At 39.0% G+C, this 19,695-nt stretch carries 19 protein-coding genes; 13 read left to right on the top strand and 6 right to left on the bottom strand.

From position 1 onward, the window contains the following. Positions 1-176: 176 nt before the first annotated feature. Positions 177-302, top strand: coding sequence for a hypothetical protein (locus tag EAE89_RS24065; protein WP_262499949.1), 126 nt, complete (start codon positions 177-179; stop codon positions 300-302). Positions 303-772: 470 nt separating this feature from the next. On the opposite strand, the gene lysC is transcribed toward EAE89_RS24065, so the two are convergent. After that, complete coding sequence (lysC, locus tag EAE89_RS21000; protein ID WP_214086526.1) at positions 773-2,152, bottom strand: lysine-sensitive aspartokinase 3; 1,380 nt, start codon at positions 2,150-2,152, stop codon at positions 773-775. A 426-nt stretch (positions 2,153-2,578) separates the two neighbouring features. On the opposite strand from lysC, the gene pgi reads away from it, so the two are divergent. From pgi to ubiA, 3 genes are all read left to right on the top strand, one after another. After that, positions 2,579-4,225 (top strand): glucose-6-phosphate isomerase, encoded by a 1,647-nt coding sequence (gene pgi, locus EAE89_RS20995; RefSeq protein WP_054478026.1) that lies wholly within the window; start codon positions 2,579-2,581, stop codon positions 4,223-4,225. 319 nt (positions 4,226-4,544) lie between these two features. After that, entirely contained in the window at positions 4,545-5,057 is a 513-nt protein-coding gene (gene ubiC, locus EAE89_RS20990) for a chorismate lyase (RefSeq protein WP_054478023.1), read from the top strand. A 32-nt stretch (positions 5,058-5,089) separates the two neighbouring features. Next, positions 5,090-5,944: a 4-hydroxybenzoate octaprenyltransferase gene (gene ubiA / locus EAE89_RS20985; RefSeq protein ID WP_172909139.1), complete on the top strand. Its 855-nt coding sequence runs from the start codon at positions 5,090-5,092 to the stop codon at positions 5,942-5,944. Positions 5,945-6,118: 174 nt separating this feature from the next. Here ubiA and plsB read toward each other — a convergent pair whose 3' ends face one another. Further along, positions 6,119-8,575, bottom strand: coding sequence for a glycerol-3-phosphate 1-O-acyltransferase PlsB (gene plsB / locus EAE89_RS20980; protein ID WP_054478021.1), 2,457 nt, complete (start codon positions 8,573-8,575; stop codon positions 6,119-6,121). A gap of 128 nt (positions 8,576-8,703) precedes the next feature. On the opposite strand from plsB, the gene EAE89_RS20975 reads away from it, so the two are divergent. Together EAE89_RS20975 and lexA are read left to right on the top strand one after the other, a co-directional pair. After that, positions 8,704-9,075, top strand: a complete 372-nt coding sequence (locus EAE89_RS20975; protein ID WP_054478019.1) for a diacylglycerol kinase — start codon at positions 8,704-8,706, stop codon at positions 9,073-9,075. A gap of 119 nt (positions 9,076-9,194) precedes the next feature. Then, entirely contained in the window at positions 9,195-9,800 is a 606-nt protein-coding gene (gene lexA / locus EAE89_RS20970) for a transcriptional repressor LexA (RefSeq protein ID WP_054478017.1), read from the top strand. 408 nt (positions 9,801-10,208) lie between these two features. Here lexA and zur read toward each other — a convergent pair whose 3' ends face one another. After that, positions 10,209-10,718, bottom strand: coding sequence for a zinc uptake transcriptional repressor Zur (zur, locus tag EAE89_RS20965; RefSeq protein ID WP_054478015.1), 510 nt, complete (start codon positions 10,716-10,718; stop codon positions 10,209-10,211). A gap of 219 nt (positions 10,719-10,937) precedes the next feature. Here zur and EAE89_RS20960 point away from each other — a divergent pair, with 219 nt between their 5' ends. After that, complete coding sequence (locus tag EAE89_RS20960) at positions 10,938-12,080, top strand: DUF1266 domain-containing protein (RefSeq protein WP_214086525.1); 1,143 nt, start codon at positions 10,938-10,940, stop codon at positions 12,078-12,080. Positions 12,081-12,295: 215 nt separating this feature from the next. Here EAE89_RS20960 and EAE89_RS20955 read toward each other — a convergent pair whose 3' ends face one another. Together EAE89_RS20955 and EAE89_RS20950 are read right to left on the bottom strand one after the other, a co-directional pair. Then, positions 12,296-12,859, bottom strand: coding sequence for a YceI family protein (locus EAE89_RS20955; RefSeq protein ID WP_054478011.1), 564 nt, complete (start codon positions 12,857-12,859; stop codon positions 12,296-12,298). A gap of 102 nt (positions 12,860-12,961) precedes the next feature. Next, a complete protein-coding gene (locus EAE89_RS20950) occupies positions 12,962-14,152 on the bottom strand; it encodes a lactate oxidase (RefSeq protein ID WP_054478009.1) in 1,191 nt (396 codons plus the stop codon). 530 nt (positions 14,153-14,682) lie between these two features. Between EAE89_RS20950 and EAE89_RS20945 the strand changes: the two genes are divergently transcribed. Beyond that, positions 14,683-14,889 (top strand): tail fiber assembly protein, encoded by a 207-nt coding sequence (locus EAE89_RS20945; RefSeq protein WP_235525431.1) that lies wholly within the window; start codon positions 14,683-14,685, stop codon positions 14,887-14,889. 186 nt (positions 14,890-15,075) lie between these two features. Here the strand turns inward: EAE89_RS20945 and EAE89_RS20940 are convergent, their stop codons facing one another. Further along, positions 15,076-15,318 (bottom strand): helix-turn-helix domain-containing protein, encoded by a 243-nt coding sequence (locus EAE89_RS20940; RefSeq protein ID WP_072161848.1) that lies wholly within the window; start codon positions 15,316-15,318, stop codon positions 15,076-15,078. A 442-nt stretch (positions 15,319-15,760) separates the two neighbouring features. Between EAE89_RS20940 and EAE89_RS20935 the strand changes: the two genes are divergently transcribed. The 5 genes from EAE89_RS20935 to dusA all read left to right on the top strand — a co-directional run bounded on the left by EAE89_RS20935 (position 15,761) and on the right by dusA (position 19,319). Beyond that, the gene (locus EAE89_RS20935; protein ID WP_149616794.1) at positions 15,761-16,297 is read left to right on the top strand and encodes a helix-turn-helix domain-containing protein; all 537 of its coding nucleotides are present in this window, start codon (positions 15,761-15,763) and stop codon (positions 16,295-16,297) included. Further along, positions 16,272-16,604 (top strand): hypothetical protein, encoded by a 333-nt coding sequence (locus EAE89_RS20930; protein ID WP_054478004.1) that lies wholly within the window; start codon positions 16,272-16,274, stop codon positions 16,602-16,604. The genes EAE89_RS20935 and EAE89_RS20930 overlap by 26 nt, the downstream gene beginning before the upstream one ends. After that, positions 16,594-17,235 carry a VUT family protein gene (locus tag EAE89_RS20925; protein WP_054478003.1) on the top strand — a complete coding sequence of 214 codons (642 nt, stop codon included), beginning with the start codon at positions 16,594-16,596 and terminating at the stop codon, positions 17,233-17,235. The genes EAE89_RS20930 and EAE89_RS20925 overlap by 11 nt, the downstream gene beginning before the upstream one ends. Before the next feature lie 19 nt (positions 17,236-17,254). After that, on the top strand, positions 17,255-17,833 hold the full coding sequence (locus EAE89_RS20920) for a VOC family protein (protein ID WP_054478000.1): 579 nt from the start codon (positions 17,255-17,257) through the stop codon (positions 17,831-17,833). A 460-nt stretch (positions 17,834-18,293) separates the two neighbouring features. Further along, entirely contained in the window at positions 18,294-19,319 is a 1,026-nt protein-coding gene (gene dusA / locus EAE89_RS20915) for a tRNA dihydrouridine(20/20a) synthase DusA (RefSeq protein ID WP_214086527.1), read from the top strand. The last annotated feature ends 376 nt before the right edge of the window (positions 19,320-19,695 follow it).

Genomic DNA, 19,695 nt, shown 5'->3' with positions numbered 1-19,695 from the left:
TGGTAAACCGATTAAATAATCGCCCCAGAAAAACACGGGGAGGGAAAACACCGAATGAATTATTTAAAGGAATACGAACATGTTTACTTCCGGATTAACGATGTTGCACTTATTATGTGAATCCAAGGTATAAAAAAGTAAAAATATAAATTTCACCTGTATTAATTGAGGTTTTCGTGGGTGCAGAATTAGGGGGTGATTTTTATGATAATATATCTCAGGCCATGGATTTATGGAATAGAAAAGCCAAAATGGAAAGAGCTAAGTTTAGTGCTATATTAAGGAATAAACATAAAAAATAAATTAAATTGTTTTTTAGTTTTATTTAAAGAGATTAGTTGTTTTGGATATTTTAATAGAACATTTACTCTATACCCAATAGATTTCAAGATGGATCGCGACGGTAAGGGAGCGAATCCCCGGGAGCATAGATAACTCTGTGACCGGGGGGAGTGAGTGCAGCCAACAAAGAGGCAACTTGAAAGATAACAGGTATATATTCATTAAGTCGCCAATGTTATATATTTATATTGATGAATTTTAAGTATAACTTGAAATTATATAGTAGATAGATTATTCGCCTTTTCTCCTTTTTTCTACATCAGTCGTGACAATGACTTAAGAATTCCGGTATGTTCAGAACAATCAACCGCGCCACATTTTTTCTCCTACACACGTGAGACTACCATTCTGCTTTATCTCTTAATCTAAGGATTGGATTAAGAGACAAATTTTAATCTAGGAAGGATATCAAGTACCTACAAGATCGTATTCATTCAAACAAACTCTGATGAAGAGTTTGAATGATTTGCTCGGCATCTTTGCCAGGAACAAGCAGGCATAGATTATGATTGCTGGCGCCATGGCTGATCATACGGATATTGAATGCTTCCAGCGCATCAAAAATCTGTTTTCCTAATCCGCTGACCTGAGAAAGTTGGTTACCAATAATTGCTACCAGAGCCAGATCTTCTTCCACTTCAACTCGGCATAGCGTTGAAAGCTCAGTCATAAGCGCATTGGTTAGCAGATAACCATTTTTGCTAGTGGAACCTGTTGTATCGAGCGTTAATGCCACATTTACTTCAGATGTGGTGATCAAATCCACGGAGATGTTATGACGTGACAAAATGGTAAATATTCCAGCTAGAAATCCTTGAGCATGCAACATCTTCAAGCTATGTAGTGTCAGTAGTGTTTGTTTTCGACGCAGGGCGATAGCACGGAATTGTGGTGGCGCTGTTGTTGTATCACAAACCAGTGTACCGCCAGCTTGTGGGTCCTTACTAGAACCAACAAATACCGGAATGTCACAACGGATAGCGGGCAGTAGTGTGGCCGGATGTAGAATTTTTGCACCAAATGTTGCCATCTCCGCCGCTTCATCAAAGGCAATTTTGTCAATTCGTTGGGCAGTGGGAACGACTCGTGGGTCAGTCGTGTAAATCCCCGGGACATCTGTCCAGATATCAACGCGTTTCAGGTTAAGGGCCTCTCCCAACAGGGCCGCAGTATAGTCACTACCACCACGTCCTAGCGTGGTGGTACGCCCTTTCTCTTCACGACCAATAAAGCCTTGAGTAATTATCAGGGTGTTTTGCAGGCGTGGTAAGAGATGTTCAGTTACTAGCGATTGAAGCTGTATATTGTCTGGTTCTGCGCAGCCAAAATGATCATCGGTACGCATAATTTTACGGATATCAAACCACTCGACATCTGTACCGCGTTGGCGGAGTAGTTCAGTAAACAACAATGTAGACATTAATTCGCCGTGGCTGACCAGTTCATCGGTCAGCGCATCTGAAGTTGCCAAAGAGGCTGCTTCGGAAAGCGCTTTAATGTTTTCCAGCAGACGGTTGATTTCTTGACGAATAACATCAGAGTCATGCAAACGGTCAACAATGGCGTGTTGAATGGTGTGGATCTGTTTCAGATAGTCAGTCCGTTTATCTTCGTCGCAACCTGCTGCCAACGCGATTAACAAGTTGGTAATACCAGCAGATGCGGACAGTACGACTAAACGGACTTCTTTATTTGCCAGTATGATGTTGGCACTGCTATTCATGGCATCGAAATTTGCCACGCTGGTACCACCAAATTTTGCGACTACATATCCGCTGATTTCTGGACATAGGGATGAAACAACACTCATTGCGATAACCTTCTGTTGACTGAATAGGCTTTTAGAAATATCGGGTTAACGGATTTGAGTCAATGTAGTGAATGGTTACATCAATATCTTTCATGATGACATTAGAATTATAAAAGAAATTGAGGGTTTGAGTATGTCAGAGAAAAATAATTATTTTTTATACCCATTATCATTCAAGTTGCCTCTTGGTTGGTTGCACTTACTCACCCCAGTCACATAGTTATCTATGCTCCCGGGGATTCGCTCCCTTGCCGTCGCGATCCATCTTGAAATCCATAGGGTATATACACATTAGCAAATAGAGCTAGAAAAAATTAATTGTTTTGACCAATATCAGTGATTAAAGGAAAAGAGACTTTAATCACAGAATTACAGGTTACAATCTTTACCTCCGTTTATTTACAGTCATTGATAGAGAGCATAGCCATGAAAAATATCAATCCTAGTCAAACTCCAGCCTGGAAGGCATTAGAACAGCATTTTGCGCAGATAAAAGATATTCACATACGTGAGTTGTTTGAACAGGACAGAAATCGTTTTGCTAAGTTCTCCGCGGCGTTTGATGACCAGATTTTGGTAGATTTTTCAAAAAACCGCATCACAACTGAGACATTGGAAAAGTTACAGGCACTGGCTAAAGAGACTGATGTTGTCGAGGCTATTCGCAGCATGTTCTCCGGTGAGAAAATTAACCGTACTGAAGATCGTGCGGTACTACATATTGCCTTGCGTAACCGCAGCAACATCCCTGTTATTGTTGATGGGGAAGATGTTATGCCGCAGGTCAACGCTGTATTGGTAAAAATGAAAGAGTTCAGTGAACGCGTGATTAATGGTGAGTGGAAAGGTTATACCGGCAAGGAAATTACTGATGTGGTAAATATCGGTATCGGTGGTTCGGATCTCGGTCCTTATATGGTGACGGAAGCGCTGAAACCTTATAAAAATCATTTGAATATGCATTTTGTCTCTAATGTTGATGGAACTCATATCGCGGAGACCCTAGAAGCACTTAATCCGGAAACAACTCTGTTCCTGATTGCTTCTAAGACATTTACCACGCAGGAAACGATGACTAATGCCCACTCTGCTCGTCACTGGTTTCTGAAAAGTGCCAGTGATGAAGCGTATGTTGCTAAGCATTTTGCAGCGCTTTCCACAAATGAGCAGGAAGTGCAGAAATTTGGTATTGATACCAAAAATATGTTTGAGTTCTGGGATTGGGTTGGTGGCCGTTATTCATTGTGGTCCGCGATAGGTCTGTCTATTGCGCTTTCTATTGGGTTTGAAAATTTTGAGCAATTGCTTAGTGGTGCACACGCTATGGATCAGCATTTTGCCAATACCCCATTTGAGCAGAATATCCCGGTATTGCTGGCGCTGATTGGAATTTGGTACAACAATTTCTTTGGCTCAGAAACTGAAGCGATTCTGCCATACGATCAGTATATGCATCGTTTTGCGGCATATTTTCAACAGGGCAATATGGAATCCAATGGTAAATATATTGACCGCAATGGTCATCCGGTGGATTACCAAACAGGTCCCATCATCTGGGGGGAGCCGGGAACCAATGGTCAGCACGCTTTCTATCAGCTTATTCATCAGGGTACTAAACTGATCCCTTGCGATTTTATTGCTCCGGCGATCAGCCATAACCCATTGAGTGACCATCACCGCAAATTGTTATCCAACTTCTTTGCTCAAACGGAAGCGTTAGCATTCGGTAAAACTCGTGAGCAAGTGGATGTTGAATTTGCTGCTAGTGGTAAAACGGCTGCTGAGGTTGAACATGTCGCACCATTTAAGGTGTTTGAAGGAAACCGCCCGACTAATTCCATTTTGTTACGTGAAATTACCCCATTCAGTCTGGGAGCTTTGATTGCTATGTATGAGCACAAAATATTTGTACAAGGGGCGATTCTCAACATCTTCACATTTGATCAGTGGGGGGTGGAGCTGGGTAAACAGCTGGCTAACCGTATTTTGCCGGAGCTTGAGGATGATAAAGAGATTGCTAGCCACGATAGCTCAACAAATGGGTTGATTAACTGTTTTAAAGCATGGCGTTAGTCATTTATTCCGAATCAGAAATTTAACCATTTTAATAAAGCGAATTATGTTCATCATAATTCGCTCATTCTCCTCAAACATTATTTACAAAATTTGCTATAACTTTTTATGCTGCATACTTGCACTGTGATATTCTCTGTGGCTGTTAATTATATTCCCGTCATCTTTCAAGTTGCCTCTTGGTTGACTGCACTCACTCACCCCGGTCACAGAGTTATCTATGCTCCCGGGGATTTGCTCCCTTGCCGTCGTGATGCATCTTGAAATCCATTGGGTATACAATCAAATAATAAGAAATTTGTTCATAGTGGAAGAGCGTATGTCAGCAGATTCAATACTAACAACAATGCCTATTCAATGGCTTTCGATGAACTCGTCTGATTTTCCTGATGAGATTTTAGATTGGTTGATGGAATTGGGTTCGATGACCCGACGTTTTGAACAATATTGTGACCATGTTCATGTTGTACCATTTAGAGAATGTTTTATCGCAGAGGAAGAAATTTCTGATGAAAGTGAACATTTACCAACTAGCCAAAGATATTGGCTGCGTGAGATCGTGTTATATGGTGACAATATCCCCTGGCTATTAGGTCGAACATTAATTCCTGAGGCAACATTAACCGGTCCTGATGAAAAATTGGTTGATTTAGGAACAGTTCCACTTGGACGGTATCTTTTTAGTAGTAATAAATTAACGCGGGACTATATTCAGAAGGGGAAACATGGAAATTGTTGGGCAAGACGATCGTTGCTGAGGTTATCAGGCAAGCCATTATTACTAACGGAAGTCTTTTTACCTGAATCACCTGTGTACAAAAGTAAAATCTAAAGTAAAGGGGAGAAACAGACGTGGCGGGAAGTATGGCACAAAGTAAATGGTGGGCTTATTGCCGTTTAGTGCGTATTGATAGACCTATTGGTTCATTATTGTTGTTATGGCCGACGTTTTGGGCATTGTGGATTGCGGGGAAAGGTATCCCGAATATGCACATATTATTAGTCTTTACTGCCGGTGTGTTTCTGATGCGTGCAGCAGGATGTGTAATTAATGATTTTGCTGACAGAAAATTTGATGGCTATGTAGAACGCACAAAGACACGTCCCTTGCCTAGTGGTGCTATCAGTGAAAAAGAGAGTAAGATCCTATTTGTCGTATTGGTGTTGATTTCTTTCGGATTAGTTCTGGCCCTCAATAAAATGACTATTTACCTGTCATTCGCTGGGTTGGCTTTGGCTTGGTTTTACCCCTTTGTTAAACGGTTCAGTCATCTTCCCCAGTTTGTACTGGGGGCCGCTTATGGCTGGTCTATTCCTATGGGATTTGCTGCGGTTAGTGAGTCCTTACCATTAGAATGCTGGTTATTATTCCTGACCAATATCTTGTGGTCAGTTATTTATGATACACAGTATGCAATGGTCGATCGTAACGATGATCTAAAGATTGGTGTTAAGTCTACCGCTGTCCTATTTGGTCGCTTTGATAAGCTGATTATTGGTTTACTTCAATTAGCTATGTTACTGATTCTTGCGCTGGTGGGCTATATGATGAACCTTGGTGGCATCTATTATTGGTCGCTATTGCTTGCTGGTGCTTTATTTATTTATCAGCAGAAATTGATTTCAGAGCGGGAAAGAACACTCTGTTTCCAGGCATTCCTCAATAATAACTATGTTGGTCTGGTGTTATTCCTTGGTATCTTCTTCAGTTACGTCTGATATACCTGTTATCTTTCAAGTTGCCTCTTGGTTGGCTGCGTTCACTTACCCCAGTCACAGAGTTATCTATGCTCCTGGGGATGCGTTCCCTTGCCGTTGCGATCCATCTTGAAATCTATTGGGTATATATCTGGTGATAATGGAAAACCCCCATTATCACCAGTATTCCCAAAATTACACTTCTTTAGTTATTTCTTCAGTATCGTTGTGCTCTGCTGGCAAACTGACACTCTCAATAGTAAGACGAACTTCTGGTGACATCAGTTCACTCAATACCTGATACAATTCCTGAGTATTAGCAGTGATCACATCACCACTATCACTGATATAGCTTTCTTCACGCAGTGTATTTACCGAAGTTGTAAATACCGCTTTATCGAAGAATTCAGGGGCGTTAATACCATGCAATACAGACAGACGTTGCGCCAGCATCCGACTCTCTTTTTCTAGCATACCCCGGCTGATTTCCGGATTGGCATTCAGTAAAGAAAGGGTAATAGCATAACGTTGTAATGTTTCACGAACACCTGCCGCCAGTAATTGCAATGAGCGGATACGTGCTGGGTTCAGTACCAGCATACCTTGCTCTTTGTTGCAGATAAGGCACTGGCGGGTAAGTTCATTAATCAGAGTATTAACTACTTCTTGCAGATCTGCTTTGTTGTAACGCATAAACAACTCTGCTTTGAGGAGTGGATAAATGATTGCTACTTGGCTTAGCAACTCCTCGCGGCTGATACGGCGATGATGAATGACGATGCTGGCAATCAGTGATGGCAGTACCAATAAGTGCTGAATATTGTTGCGGTAGTAGGTCATCAAAACTGCACGGTCTCGTGGCAGAGTGATGATATCGCCCATACTATCTTTGTCTACCTCGAACTTATCCATTTGCAGAGCGTGTTCTAACAACTCTTCTGCGGTTTTATTGGGTACCGTGACATCCGCAGTATAAGGCGCATTCCGCATGAGTTGTATATAACAATCCAGTTGCTCAATTAATTGCTCACGAGTAAGTGCTCGCTGACGTGATGACAGAAGAGCAGTTGCGCACAGGTTGATTGCATTAGCGGCAGCAGCATTGTTGATGTTCACCATAATTTCCCCGGCCAGTTTGCCGACTGTTGGGGCAACCCATTCTGGACGCTGGAATTCTATTGGATCAATAGAGTCACGCCAGTCAGGGACATGGTAATTAAGGTATTGGATCAGTGGAATAGGTTCGCCAAAGTTCACATAGCCTTGTCCCAGATTACGAAGTTTACGTAAACCACGTATCATCTGGAAAAAGCCTTCTTTTTCTTTAGTTGCGCCACGCAGTTCTTTCGCGTAGGTAGCAACTTCCATCACATGCTCGTAACCAATATAAATTGGAATGATCGTGATTGGACGTGATTCACCTCTCAACAATGCTTGTAACGTCATGGTCAGGGTGCCCGTTTTGGGATCGAGCAAACGACCAGTTCGGGAACGACCGCCTTCCATAAAGTATTCGACAGAATAACCGCGTGCAAATAACTCACCCAGATATTCACGGAATATCGTGGAGTAGAGTTTGTTACCTTTGAAAGTACGACGGATAAAGAATGCACCCAAACGGCGGAATATCGGTCCTGCCGGCCAGAAATTCAGGTTGATGCCTGCGGCGATATGGGGCGGCACCAAGCCTTGATGATAGAGTACATAGGAAAGTAGCAGATAATCCATATGGCTACGATGGCAAGGAGCATAAACCAGCTCGTGACCGTCCTGTGCCAGACGACGGACCCGCTCAGCATTGTGAACGTTGATCCCCTGATACAGACGGTTCCAGGTCCAACCAAGTACGCGTCCTGACAGTCGTAGAGTTTCATAAGAAAAATTAGCAGCAATCTCTTCCATGATGTTGATAGCATTCTGTTGAGCTTTCTCATGTGAGATTTTCTTGGTACGAACCTCATCGGAGACGGCTTTTTCTATTGCTTTCGACGCCAATAACTTATTAAACAGCTCTTGACGAACAGGTAGGCGCGGACCTACTGCCGCCAGACGCTGACGAGAATAGTGCATCCGTGCCACACGAGCCAGTTTATGGGCAATCGTCTTGTCAGTACCATGCTCAGTCGCCATATAGCGCAGAGATACTGTATTGGAAAAACGTACAAAACTATCCCGGCCCAGCCAGAGAATGGCAAAGAATTTCTGGATACCATTCAGTAACCGTAGATATGGGGTGCTTTGCCCTTCACGTCCGGGTGAACGGCCAAACATGACAGAAACTGGCAGCATCTGAATATCCAGGTTTGGATTATTGCGATGCAAATCCAGATAATCATGGAAAATTTTTACAGATTCTTGCTTTGGTGCGTAATAACGGAATACGCGTGGGCCATTATCAATAAAAACATAACCGGGAAGTTCAGTGTCACCTACCTCCAGTGGATTTAAAGGGTCTGGCAGATCCTGCTCCAGGCATTGCTGACGTAATGTCAGTAAGTCTGCTTTGGAGTGATACGGCAACACGTACAAGATTGGACGTGTAGTATCGAGCCGCAATTCAGTGATGGGATCTGTAGGAATAAGTTTGCTCTTTACCAGTATTTTTAGTGGTAAATTCAATAATTTATAATATATTTTACGCCAACCTGACATAAATAACTAAAGCCTCTTGTTAGCAATAGGTCGCAAGCATACCAGAAACAGTTGTTGAGATCTGTTGAGTTAAGACAATAATAAACATGAAAAGTGGCAAACAACTTCATATAGGATGTGAGCAATTTATGAAAAATCAATCCGTGGGACTGACCCGTATTATTAAAGCAACAAGATATTCGGTGAAAGGTATTAAGGCTGCATGGCAGAATGAAGCTGCTTTCCGGGAGGAAATAATCGTAGCAATATTGGCTCTGATTGTTGCCTTTTATCTGGATGTCAGCGTAATTGAACGTATTTTACTGATTGGTTCAATTATGTTGGTCTTGATTATGGAAATTCTGAACAGTGCTATTGAGGCGATTGTTGATCGTATTGGCAGTGAGTTCCATGAGCTATCCGGTCGGGCGAAAGATATGGGTTCTGCGGCAGTCTTTTTGACGATTATTCTGGCATTAATTATCTGGAGTACAGTTCTTTGGCAGTTTTTCATGGGTTAATTTCGATTAATCATCGATCAATGTATTATAATTGGCTGATTTTCTGTCCTGACAGGTTCCCAATTGCTATTTACCTGTATATACTCACAGTTTGACTGTATAAACAAACAGGGGGCGAAGTGAAAGCACTTACTGCAAGGCAGCAACAAGTTTATGACTTAGTGCGTGACCACATTTCGCAAACGGGTATGCCGCCAACGCGCGCTGAAATTGCATCACATCTTGGCTTTCGTTCACCGAATGCGGCTGAAGAGCATTTAAAAGCGCTGGCTCGTAAAGGGGTGATAGAGATTGTTGCCGGGGCGTCCAGGGGTATCCGTTTGCTGCTTGAAGAATCTGGTTTACCGTTGATTGGTCGTGTTGCCGCAGGTGAACCACTGCTGGCACAGGAGCATATTGAAAGCCATTATCAGGTTGATCCTGCATTGTTTAAACCAAATGCAGATTTCCTGTTAAGAGTCAGCGGAATGTCTATGAAAGATATTGGAATTATGGATGGTGACCTGCTGGCTGTGCATAAAACACAGGATGTTCGTAATGGGCAGGTTATTGTTGCCCGTATTGAAGATGAAGTAACGGTAAAACGTTTTAGACAGACTGGGAATAAAGTTGAATTGCTGGCAGAAAACTCAGAGTTTAAACCAATAGTTGTTGATCTACGTGATCAAAACTTAACAATCGAAGGGTTGGCGGTCGGAGTGATTCGTAGCTGTGGCTGGATCTGATAGTAATATATTAAGTCACTGTTTTTTGAGTGATGATCAGGACATTGTAATATTCCGGCAGAATCATGTTATTGAATGTATCATTACGATTGTCTTAAACGTGATTCTGCGGTTGTCTTTTTATCCTGATAGCTGATTTGTAGCAAAATTAAGAGTCTAACTCAGTAGGTGTAATTATTGCGGCTGTTCTTGTGAATGAACAGTGAATACAGACAGCACAGTAGAATGGAGCGTACACAATTGGAGTGTACACATAGTAATAATATGCGAGGATGACTCGCTTCGTTCACCTTTCTGACCGTATTAAAGTGCATGCAAAAACTAAAGCTTTTGTCTGAGTATTGCCCGGGTTCATTTTTTTGCAACCAGTGGCAAATAAAGTAGCCTATTGGGATAAGTACTGACTGCTTATTTCTTTTTTACCTCAATGCTGTGGTCATGTTGGCATTCATCCCGTTCAGAGCAAGATTCAATCTCTTCACAAGGTGAACACAATCCGTGAGCTTCAATTACTGTATGACGTAAACTGAATCCGGCAGTTTTTGCTAATTGTTGAATAGCAGATTCAACGGCACCGCCATCCCGTTCTGAAACCGAGCCGCAGCGGTCACAAATAAACATCGCTGAGGTGTGGCTTGGTTGTTCAATATGGTGGCACAGCACATAACTGTTGGTAGATTCTATTTTATGAATAAATCCCTGTTCTAGCAGAAATTCCAGTGCTCGGTAGACGGTTGGGGGTTTAGCTTGTGGTTCTGCTGCTCGCAATAAATCCAGCAAATCATAAGCACTGATTGCTCCAGGTTGCTCTGAAATCAGACGTAAAACTTCAAGCCTCTGTGGGGTAAAGCGGACTCCCCGAGCCTGGCAAATAGCTTCCGCCTGTTCCATTAACTTTTTTTGATTAACGAGTTCCATTGCGCCCCTTACAACCAGCATGATGACAATGTTGTGATGTTATCATGTTTCTACGATAGAAAATATTATCCAGAAAAGTTCATCGAGATTGTCCCCTGATAGAGTTAATTTGGTTAAATTGGTACTTAGCCACAAAAATAATGTTTCTTTGAAGTTTGTGATAACACAGATAAGAATTATCATGTATGACAGGTAATTTCCGAAAAGGAATCATTTGTGATGAAAAACCTTTTACAAAATCAGCCTCATTACAGACAGTTCCCTGTTAAAGGTTATCAGATAATAAAGAATATTATCTGTGAGAGAAGAAAATCTCCTTTTATGCGTTTTTTATATTCAGTCATTAATATTCTATTTTTGATTGCGATATGTATGGGGATTATATTATCTGTAGCAATTATATTATTAATAATAGGTGATGTATCTTTTCCAGATGAAGACTATTTACTTTTGGCTAAGGTAGGAAGTGTAGCATTATTGGTAGTAATGTTACTGTCTGTCATTATTTATCGTATTATTAAACGTCCTGAATGGGAGCAACGGCGTTACTATCAACAAGCGGGTTTATCTCTTTTACCGGAAGAGAAGCGTCAGGCATTGCGGTTGAATATTGTCAGTGACTATTGGTTCGGTTTTTGGAGTGAAACTTTGGAACATTATCCTTTACAGTCACGTGTTGTTCATGACGATTATTGTTATTATCTGTTACCATTATCAGCTGCCCAGGAACATCAATCCCAATTATATAGCGACTGGGGAATTATTGATGAAGAAGGTTATATGAAAATGATAACCACCTTATGGGATGGGATACATTCAAAACATTTTGTTGTTGATACTGCTCTTAGTGATGGAAAAATATTTAAAATTCTTGCTAAATTAGCTGAGGTAACACCTGACTATATTCGTAAATGTTCTCAGTCTGTTAATGGGCGTCCACCGGCATTGGTGTGGGGATTCGATTTATGGCTTGCAATCGTTTTAAGTCGTAACTGCTTTTGTGCTGGTTATATCAGTGAAGAAATGGCATGGAAAAATATGCTGAAAACCGCTGATTATGTTTATGAGATTTTCGGTAGCTTTGATGATTTTTATATAAACTTTCAATTGGGAAATGCTTACTGGAATAATGATTTTGATAGAGCTAAAGGGAAGTTAGAGCAATTTAATTATTATAAATTGTATTGCGATTGGCCAATCGCTAATCTTCCATGGCCTGAACCAAAAGGCATTATTATGGAACGCCAAATGATGACCGGTTTCTCTACATTAGTTGAAGACGCTTTACGTAGTAGAATAGAAGAACAGAAAATTTATGAGATAGATATCGATGAGTCACTTGCATCTCGTGTACTGCATTAATATTTATACCCGTTATCTTTCAAGTTGCCTCTTTGTTGGCTGCACTCACTCACCCCGGTCACATAGTTCTCTATGACATAGTTATCTATGCTCCCGGGGATTTGCTCCCTTGCCGTCGCGATCCATCTTGAAATCCATTGGGTATATATGAAACATTCCCCCTTAAAGGAAACTTTAAGGGGGAATAAATAATTAATATAGAAGATAATCACCCATTATTTTTTTGCAGCTTCGACTTGAATATACAAATCGACTTGTTTGCTAATGCCTTCTTTAACCTGGTAATTCATTCCCCATTGAGTGCGGTCTAATTGAGCCTGGAAATCTCCACCACAAACTTCCACCTTAAGAATTGGGCTTTGGTAACAGTTGAACTTTGTTGCATTCAGGGTAATAGGGTGTGTTTGACCCATTAATATGAGATTTCCATCAACACTTTTAACTTTATCTCCTTCGAAATTCCATTTTGTTGAAACAAAACGAATGACTGGATATTTTACTTCATCAAATAAATCAGTGCTTTTTAAATGATTATCAAATGATGTTGAACCGCTATTGATATTTTTTATTGGAATGGATATATCGACGATACCTCTTTTTTCTGCTGGTGAGAATTCTATTTTACCTTCTAAATTATAAAAACCACCGTGGTTAGTGGTAGTAGCGAAGTGATCTATCTGAAAACGGGCGTTGGTGTGATTAGGATCAATGACATATTCCGCAGCTTGAACTCCAGATGTAAAGAGGGTAGCAGCAAGTAAAATAAAAGATTTTTTCATTATAAGATCCATCGTTTATAAATGTAATGTAATTTGCCCCATTTCCTGAAATTACATATTTCAAATGAAACGGGGCTGAGTTTTTTATCAGTTAGTTAAGAGCTAAATTAGACTGATAAATTTTTTCTCGATATCTTTAATGGCTGCACATCCCGCCAGTTTCATACTAAGTTTGAGTTCATCCTTAAGTAGATTTAAAACGGATGTAACGCCTAGCGCTCCGCCTAATGCGAGTCCATATAAAATTGGTCTGCCGATAGCGACAGCTTTAGCACCTAATGCGAGAGCTTTAAATACATGAACGCCGCGGCGGATACCTCCATCTAAATAGACCGGAATTTTAGACCCAACAGCTTCAACAATGCCTGGTAATGAAGTGATTGCTGCCGGGACAGTATCCAACTGTCGGCCACCGTGGTTAGATACCTGAATAGCCGAGGCTCCGTAGTCAACACATTCTTTAGCGTTTTCGGCAGATTGAATACCTTTTACGATAATTGGAAGGCCCGATTCTTTGGCAAGAAACTCTAGATCTTTGAAATCAAGATCCCGTTTAAATATGGAAGAAATCTCTTTTAATGTTGCACCAACAGGAGCATTAGGGATGTTAGGAAACGGAAGTGAATTTGGGAAGACAAATTTATTACGTTTATCGGCCTCCCTGTTACCATTCCATTCTAAATCAACCGTAAATACTATTGCAGTGGCGCCCATAGCTTTAGCCCGGTGTATCAGTTCACGGTTAATGCCCATATCTTTGGTAAAATAAATTTGGAACCATTTGGGGCCATTACTTATCTTGGCTATCTCATCAAGAGATGAATTAGACAGCGTTTGTGCAGTAAACAGTGCACCAGCATCGGCGGCTCCTTTAGCTGTTCCCAATTCCGCGGTAATATGAGCCAGCCCATGTGCTGCCATTGGAGGAACGAAAATAGGTATATCCACTTTGCTGCCGAGTAATTCGGTTGTTGTGTCAGGATCTTTTACTCCTGCGAGATAGCGCGGAATAATTTGGTAATTATCAAAGGCTCTCGTGTTTTCACGTAAAGTCCATTCATCACCTGAACCACTGCTAATATAACCAAAATGAGAAGCAGGGATCAATTTACGAGCTTCTTCTTCTAAATCATAAAGACTAATAATATCAAGTGCTTTTTCTGTATTACTTGCTTTATAAGCTTCTTGCAGTTTTATATTAGCAGTTGCAGCGTTGGTTGAAGATACCGTGGATAGAATACCGGCAGCAGCAAGACTTAACCCTCCAACCATGACGTCTCTTCTTGATGGCATACAATTCTCCCTTACTTAAAGTAGGCTTATAAGTATTAATAATCGAGCTATCTACATATTTAAGAATAGACCTATTTCTGGATAGTTCAGGTTAATAAATACTTAAGAGTATTTTTATGAGTTTGTAAAGTTTACTTGTGTTATTGGAGTTTTAAATTTTTAATTTTGATTAAAAAATAATTTTATATCATTGCAGTATGAGAATGATTACTTATGCCAACATATTTACGCTGAAACAGAAAAATCGCTAGAAGGTAGGAGGAGCGAACGTTGAATGTAAATAGGTAGTTTGGATATATTTTGGTTTCAATGGAAGATATTTTTTTCATAAACTATATTAAAATGATTAATCGTATTTAGTTATAAAAATCTTTCATCGTCCTTTATTAGAAAGAGTCTGTGATTGAAATGAAATCTAAAAATAATATTCGATGATAAGGTGGATATTTTATTTTTATCCTTATTAACTCAGGGTTTTGTTTAATGAAAGCATTGGTTTTTCCTTAAGGGAGAACTTATGAGTAATAAAAATGATTTTAAAGCCTTATGCTAAACTCAAAAAACAGCAATTAATGGCCGAGGCAACAAATAAAATCGCATTATTACAGGATGCTATCGATTTAGATATTGCCACGGAAGAAGAGAAATTGGCTTTATTGACATGGAAGGAATGCAGAGTGATGCTTAATCGGATAGATATTTCACAGGAAATGGATTGGCCTGAACTGCCGGAGTGATAGAATAAAATCTGAGTTTCCCCCAAAATTAATCGTGTAGTTTTCTGGGGGATATAAAACTTTAATTGTCAATTATCTGCTATAGATTAATTTTATTTTCTTTAATCAATAGCCCTTCCTTCACTATTAATGTAGATGATGAAAAACACGCTGATTCATTTCTATTTTTCTCGTTATACTTCCCTCTTAAAGTAATTTGTTCACACTATTCGTTTTATTTTTGTAACGAGAAGGCCATATTTCGGAGGGAAGCAACCCCAAATTTGTGGCGATTATTGCTTCTCCTTTTGGCCATTGGCGGTGTAATGCATTACTCAGTGTGGATGATGCTAACCCTGCTTTGCGAGATACGGCTGAGAGGGTTGTTCCTTGCTTTTTTAAAGCGGCAATAATATCAGCGGGATGCCAATCTTTTTTGTCCACAATAATTCTCCAAAATTATATAAGTATTTGTACAATTAATTCACTTCCATAGCCAGTAAGACTGGTTATCTGTGTATGGTTAAGGTGAGTTTTCAGCTGTAATAACCCCAAATTTAAAAAATATAGCTATTTCAAATAAATATAATACGAAAAATAACCTACAAATATACTTAAGAAAATTTTATAAAATCTCAATAAGTTTAATGTAACTACTCACACATGAATTTTCAACAAGTATTTTGTATTTTAATAACAAATTTGTAGTTCTCATGGAGAAATTAACGTATAAATTGCTAAAAAATAGATAAATTTTTCATAATGTTAGTTATAATCTGGAGTTATTAAGGTATTGCATAATACTAGTTGTAAGTATAGCCATATACAGGGAAAGGATTTATCAATAATAAATCTATAAAAATATTAAAAATCAATAAGATAATATTAATATATGAAAAATCTTGCAGATAGATTGAAATTTGTACTATATAAGCTGGATATTTCTCAGGCGGAAGCAGCAAAGCGCTGCCGATTGGCTCAGCAATCATTAAACTACATTATTAGAAATAATCTTGATGAGTCAAAGCTCTCGAACAGGATCGCGGAAGGGTTAAATTTGAATCCAGAATGGTTGATTAGTGGTAAAGGAAATTTTCGTAACCCTGAGATATATAAGGTCCCTCTGATAGATAACTATTTTTCTCTCGGATTATACATCAGAGGACAAGAGTTAGGAGAAGATACTCAATATTTGCTTACAGCCCGGTTCCTGGGTAATAGACCTTTTGCGAAACAAATTGAGAAGAATAAGATAGCTGTTTGTTGCTCAAAGGAATTCGAGATTGAATCTGTATTTTTTCATGAGTATTTATATGTAACAGAAGATTATTGCAAGGTTTTGGAAAGTAAGGATTTATATGATCAAAGAAATGTCTATACTATTTGTGAATGGAGGATTTATAATGTCGATTTTTCGCAGAGTAATTGATTATTTTTATTATTTGAAGGATTTATTGAAAGAAGAAAGTTTGCACGTAAAGATTGACAGTTTGAAATTATTTTCAGGAAATTTCTTTGTTTCTTACCATATTAATAAGCATGATATAAACTCGTCAATGGAATTAAGAAGTTTTGCAGATAGCTATTACAATAATTTGGCAACGAGTGACAAATTATTGATGGTAAAATATCTTACTTATTATGATGTTTTCTTAAAATTGTTCAATGATGGAAATTGTACAGAGAAAGAGTTCTTGGATAATATTAAAATGGAAATAAAGAAAGATGACTTATAATCGATTGGGAACCAGAAATAGATCTGAATTTTATAATATTGTTTTTGCTTCATTATTTATTTGTTTGTCAATTACTTCACATTTGATTGCTTACAGGTTAGTGAGTGTTGGTGATTATGTAATAATCCCTTCCACGGTTACTTACATGTTATGTTTCTCCATGGTAGATATTTTCTCCAGCTTTAATGCAAGAAAAACAGTCCTACTCATTATAGCATTAGAGGCAATCACTAATTTAATTATGATTTTGATCACAAATATTGTAATTTCGATGCCTTATCCTGATGTTTTTGAGGGGAGTATGGATTATTATAATACTTTTAATCCAATTTCTAATTTGTTTGTTGCTAATATATTTGGTTCATTCGTAGCATTTGTTTTAAATTCTATAATATTTTCTTATTTCTACAGAAATAAGAAATTGTCTTTTATAACATCATCAATACTCTCATTTGTAGTAGTTGTTGTGGTATATACAACCATAACTGATTATTTGGCTTTTAATGAAATGTATTCTGATATAATATATAGTCTTACTTTAACCAATATGGTTACTAATTCTGTTTTAATAATTTTTTATTCTCTCATTTCAAACCAAATTGTACGTTATATAAACAGAAGATTAATATAAACTAGCGGAGAAAAAAGTAATGATAAACTTTAAAGGATTAGGTCATATTAATATCGTCGTAGATGATATTCAGGAAGCAATTGATTTATATAGTAATTTATTTGGGGCGATACCAAAGCAATTATTTCCTCATTTTAAAAATAGTGGCTTTTCAAAAGCGGCTGGTTTCATTGATAACGCTGATCAGGTGGATGTATCAATAGCATTCCTGGAAATTCCTGGGACTGGGGTTTTTATTGAACTGATGGAATATCACAATCCAACCGGAATAAAAAGGATTGAGTTAAAAGAGGCTAATGACATTGGTGGTGTTGGACATATTTGTTTTAGAGTACAAAATATAGATAGTGTATTTGAGCACGTAAAAAATTTTCCTGATGTCAGATTGATAAATTCATCACCATTATATAAAGCATATAAGATAGATGAAATCACTAGTGATGAGTTTATGTTCTTTAATGAGGAAGATGAAAAAAATACTGATCTAAAACAAGAAACCTGTAAGATTATAGGAAAGATCAGGTATTTTTATTTTATAGACAAATATAATATTCAATGGGAATTTGAAGAAGGGCATGATGATATTGGGTCTAATTGAGTCACTCAAGAATATAATTAATTGAGTACGATTGGATTAATTGATAAATATACATGTAAATATTTTATCATATTTGCATGTATACCCTATGGATTTCAAGATGCATCGCGGCAGCAAGAGAACGCATCCCCAGGAGCATAGATAACTATGTGACTGGGGTAAGTGAACGCAGCCAACAAAGAAGCAACTTGAAAGATGACGGGTATATAATTAAAATTCCCTAACAATTTTAATAGCCTTATATGATGCTAAACATCTGGAAGGATAGTTTGTTATTTTATTTCACAAAATAGAGATGTGATTCTCCAGATAAATATATTTTCCATCCACTTTAGCCCCAACAGTGCAATGATGCCTGCTAATACTATCGGCATCTATGTTATAGTAGGTGATATTTCCACTATTTCCGCGTCTGGTTCCCTATGATATTTGGGGAGCTGGCAGAGTAAAATTAGTAAAAATGTACGAAAGTAAAGAAATTGAAAAGAACGGAGAAACCAATATTTCCAATAAGTTATGGCAAGGTCGGTTCTCCGTCGCCCCGATGCTGGATTGGACAGATCGTCACTGCCGTTATTTCCATCGTTTGTTGAGTAAACAAACTCTGTTGTATACCGAAATGGTGACAACTGGCGCGATTATTCATGGCAAAGGCAATTATCTGGCATATAGTGAAGAAGAGCATCCGGTGGCATTGCAACTGGGTGGCAGTGATCCGCAGGCATTGGCGCATTGTGCGAAAATTGCTCAGGAGCGCGGCTATGATGAAATTAACCTGAATGTGGGTTGTCCTTCTGATCGGGTACAAAATGGTCGCTTTGGTGCTTGCTTGATGGCAGAGGCTAAAGGGGTTGCTGATTGTGTCAAGGCAATGCAGGATGTGGTCAGTGTGCCGGTGACTGTTAAAACCCGTATTGGTATTGATGAACAGAACAGCTATGAATTCCTGTGTGATTTTATTGATACCGTTGTGCAGCATAGTGGTTGCAATATATTTACCATTCATGCCCGCAAAGCCTGGCTTTCTGGTCTGAGTCCAAAAGAAAACCGTGAGATTCCACCGCTGGATTATCCGCGAGTTTATCAATTGAAAAAGGATTTTCCTCAATTAACGATTGCTATTAATGGCGGTATTAAATCGCTGGAAGAAGCGAAACAGCATTTGCAACATGTGGATGGTGTTATGGTTGGGCGTGAGGCGTACCAGAATCCGGCTATTTTGGCACAGGTTGATCATGAATTATTTGATGCTGCAATTCCGGTAGTTGATACCGTTGCGGTAGTCAAAGCGCTTTATCCTTATATAGAGCGAGAACTTTCACAAGGGACATATTTAGGTCATATTACTCGCCATATTTTGGGTATTTTTCAGGGGATTCCGGGGGCGCGTCAGTGGCGTCGTCATCTTAGTGAGAATGCCCACAAACCGGGGGCAAATATTTCTGTTGTGGAGCAGGCGTTAGCTATGGTGACTGAGCGGATGTAATATCCGTTCATTTTACCGTTAAGTTACAGTTATATGTGGGACTTAAGTATTAAAATATTGATAGATATCGCATGATTTTTTGCCGTGCTTTAATCTGCTTTTCCGGATTAGCTTCCCATTATCGGGCAAAAACAGATATCCATATATTTTTGTGAAACTGCTCGAATAAATTAATTTTGCCATATTGGAATTTGGAAAACTGTTCCGGGTAATAATATCCCAGTTTACGTGATTCTTGCTGATAGTAAGTAAATAACTTTTCAAAATAATAGATCACTTGGAGGGAACTCAGTCCGATTTTTGCGATCTGATCAATTGCGAAAAATCCCAAACCCCAACACGGACTGAGTGATGCCTATCATAGCACCTATACCTC

This window comes from Photorhabdus heterorhabditis, assembly GCF_018448905.1.
GTDB lineage: Bacteria > Pseudomonadota > Gammaproteobacteria > Enterobacterales > Enterobacteriaceae > Photorhabdus > Photorhabdus heterorhabditis.
The sequence above is the reverse complement of the archived record's forward strand: the minus strand, read 5'-3'. Positions and strand labels throughout refer to the sequence as shown.

What these genes read in the sequence shown, in the direction of transcription:
- EAE89_RS20945 (WP_235525431.1), top strand. Translation starts at nt 14,683, where the DNA reads ATGATTTTAAAGCCTTATGCTAAACTCAAAAAACAGCAATTAATGGCC.
- pgi (WP_054478026.1), top strand. Translation starts at nt 2,579, where the DNA reads ATGAAAAATATCAATCCTAGTCAAACTCCAGCCTGGAAGGCATTAGAA.
- EAE89_RS20955 (WP_054478011.1), bottom strand. Translation starts at nt 12,859, where the DNA reads ATGAAAAAATCTTTTATTTTACTTGCTGCTACCCTCTTTACATCTGGA.
- EAE89_RS20975 (WP_054478019.1), top strand. Translation starts at nt 8,704, where the DNA reads ATGAAAAATCAATCCGTGGGACTGACCCGTATTATTAAAGCAACAAGA.
- EAE89_RS20950 (WP_054478009.1), bottom strand. Translation starts at nt 14,152, where the DNA reads ATGCCATCAAGAAGAGACGTCATGGTTGGAGGGTTAAGTCTTGCTGCT.
- ubiA (WP_172909139.1), top strand. Translation starts at nt 5,090, where the DNA reads ATGGCACAAAGTAAATGGTGGGCTTATTGCCGTTTAGTGCGTATTGAT.
- zur (WP_054478015.1), bottom strand. Translation starts at nt 10,718, where the DNA reads ATGGAACTCGTTAATCAAAAAAAGTTAATGGAACAGGCGGAAGCTATT.
- EAE89_RS20920 (WP_054478000.1), top strand. Translation starts at nt 17,255, where the DNA reads ATGATAAACTTTAAAGGATTAGGTCATATTAATATCGTCGTAGATGAT.
- EAE89_RS20930 (WP_054478004.1), top strand. Translation starts at nt 16,272, where the DNA reads ATGTCGATTTTTCGCAGAGTAATTGATTATTTTTATTATTTGAAGGAT.
- ubiC (WP_054478023.1), top strand. Translation starts at nt 4,545, where the DNA reads ATGTCAGCAGATTCAATACTAACAACAATGCCTATTCAATGGCTTTCG.
- plsB (WP_054478021.1), bottom strand. Translation starts at nt 8,575, where the DNA reads ATGTCAGGTTGGCGTAAAATATATTATAAATTATTGAATTTACCACTA.
- dusA (WP_214086527.1), top strand. Translation starts at nt 18,294, where the DNA reads ATGTACGAAAGTAAAGAAATTGAAAAGAACGGAGAAACCAATATTTCC.
- EAE89_RS20925 (WP_054478003.1), top strand. Translation starts at nt 16,594, where the DNA reads ATGACTTATAATCGATTGGGAACCAGAAATAGATCTGAATTTTATAAT.
- EAE89_RS20960 (WP_214086525.1), top strand. Translation starts at nt 10,938, where the DNA reads ATGAAAAACCTTTTACAAAATCAGCCTCATTACAGACAGTTCCCTGTT.
- lysC (WP_214086526.1), bottom strand. Translation starts at nt 2,152, where the DNA reads ATGAGTGTTGTTTCATCCCTATGTCCAGAAATCAGCGGATATGTAGTC.
- EAE89_RS20935 (WP_149616794.1), top strand. Translation starts at nt 15,761, where the DNA reads ATGAAAAATCTTGCAGATAGATTGAAATTTGTACTATATAAGCTGGAT.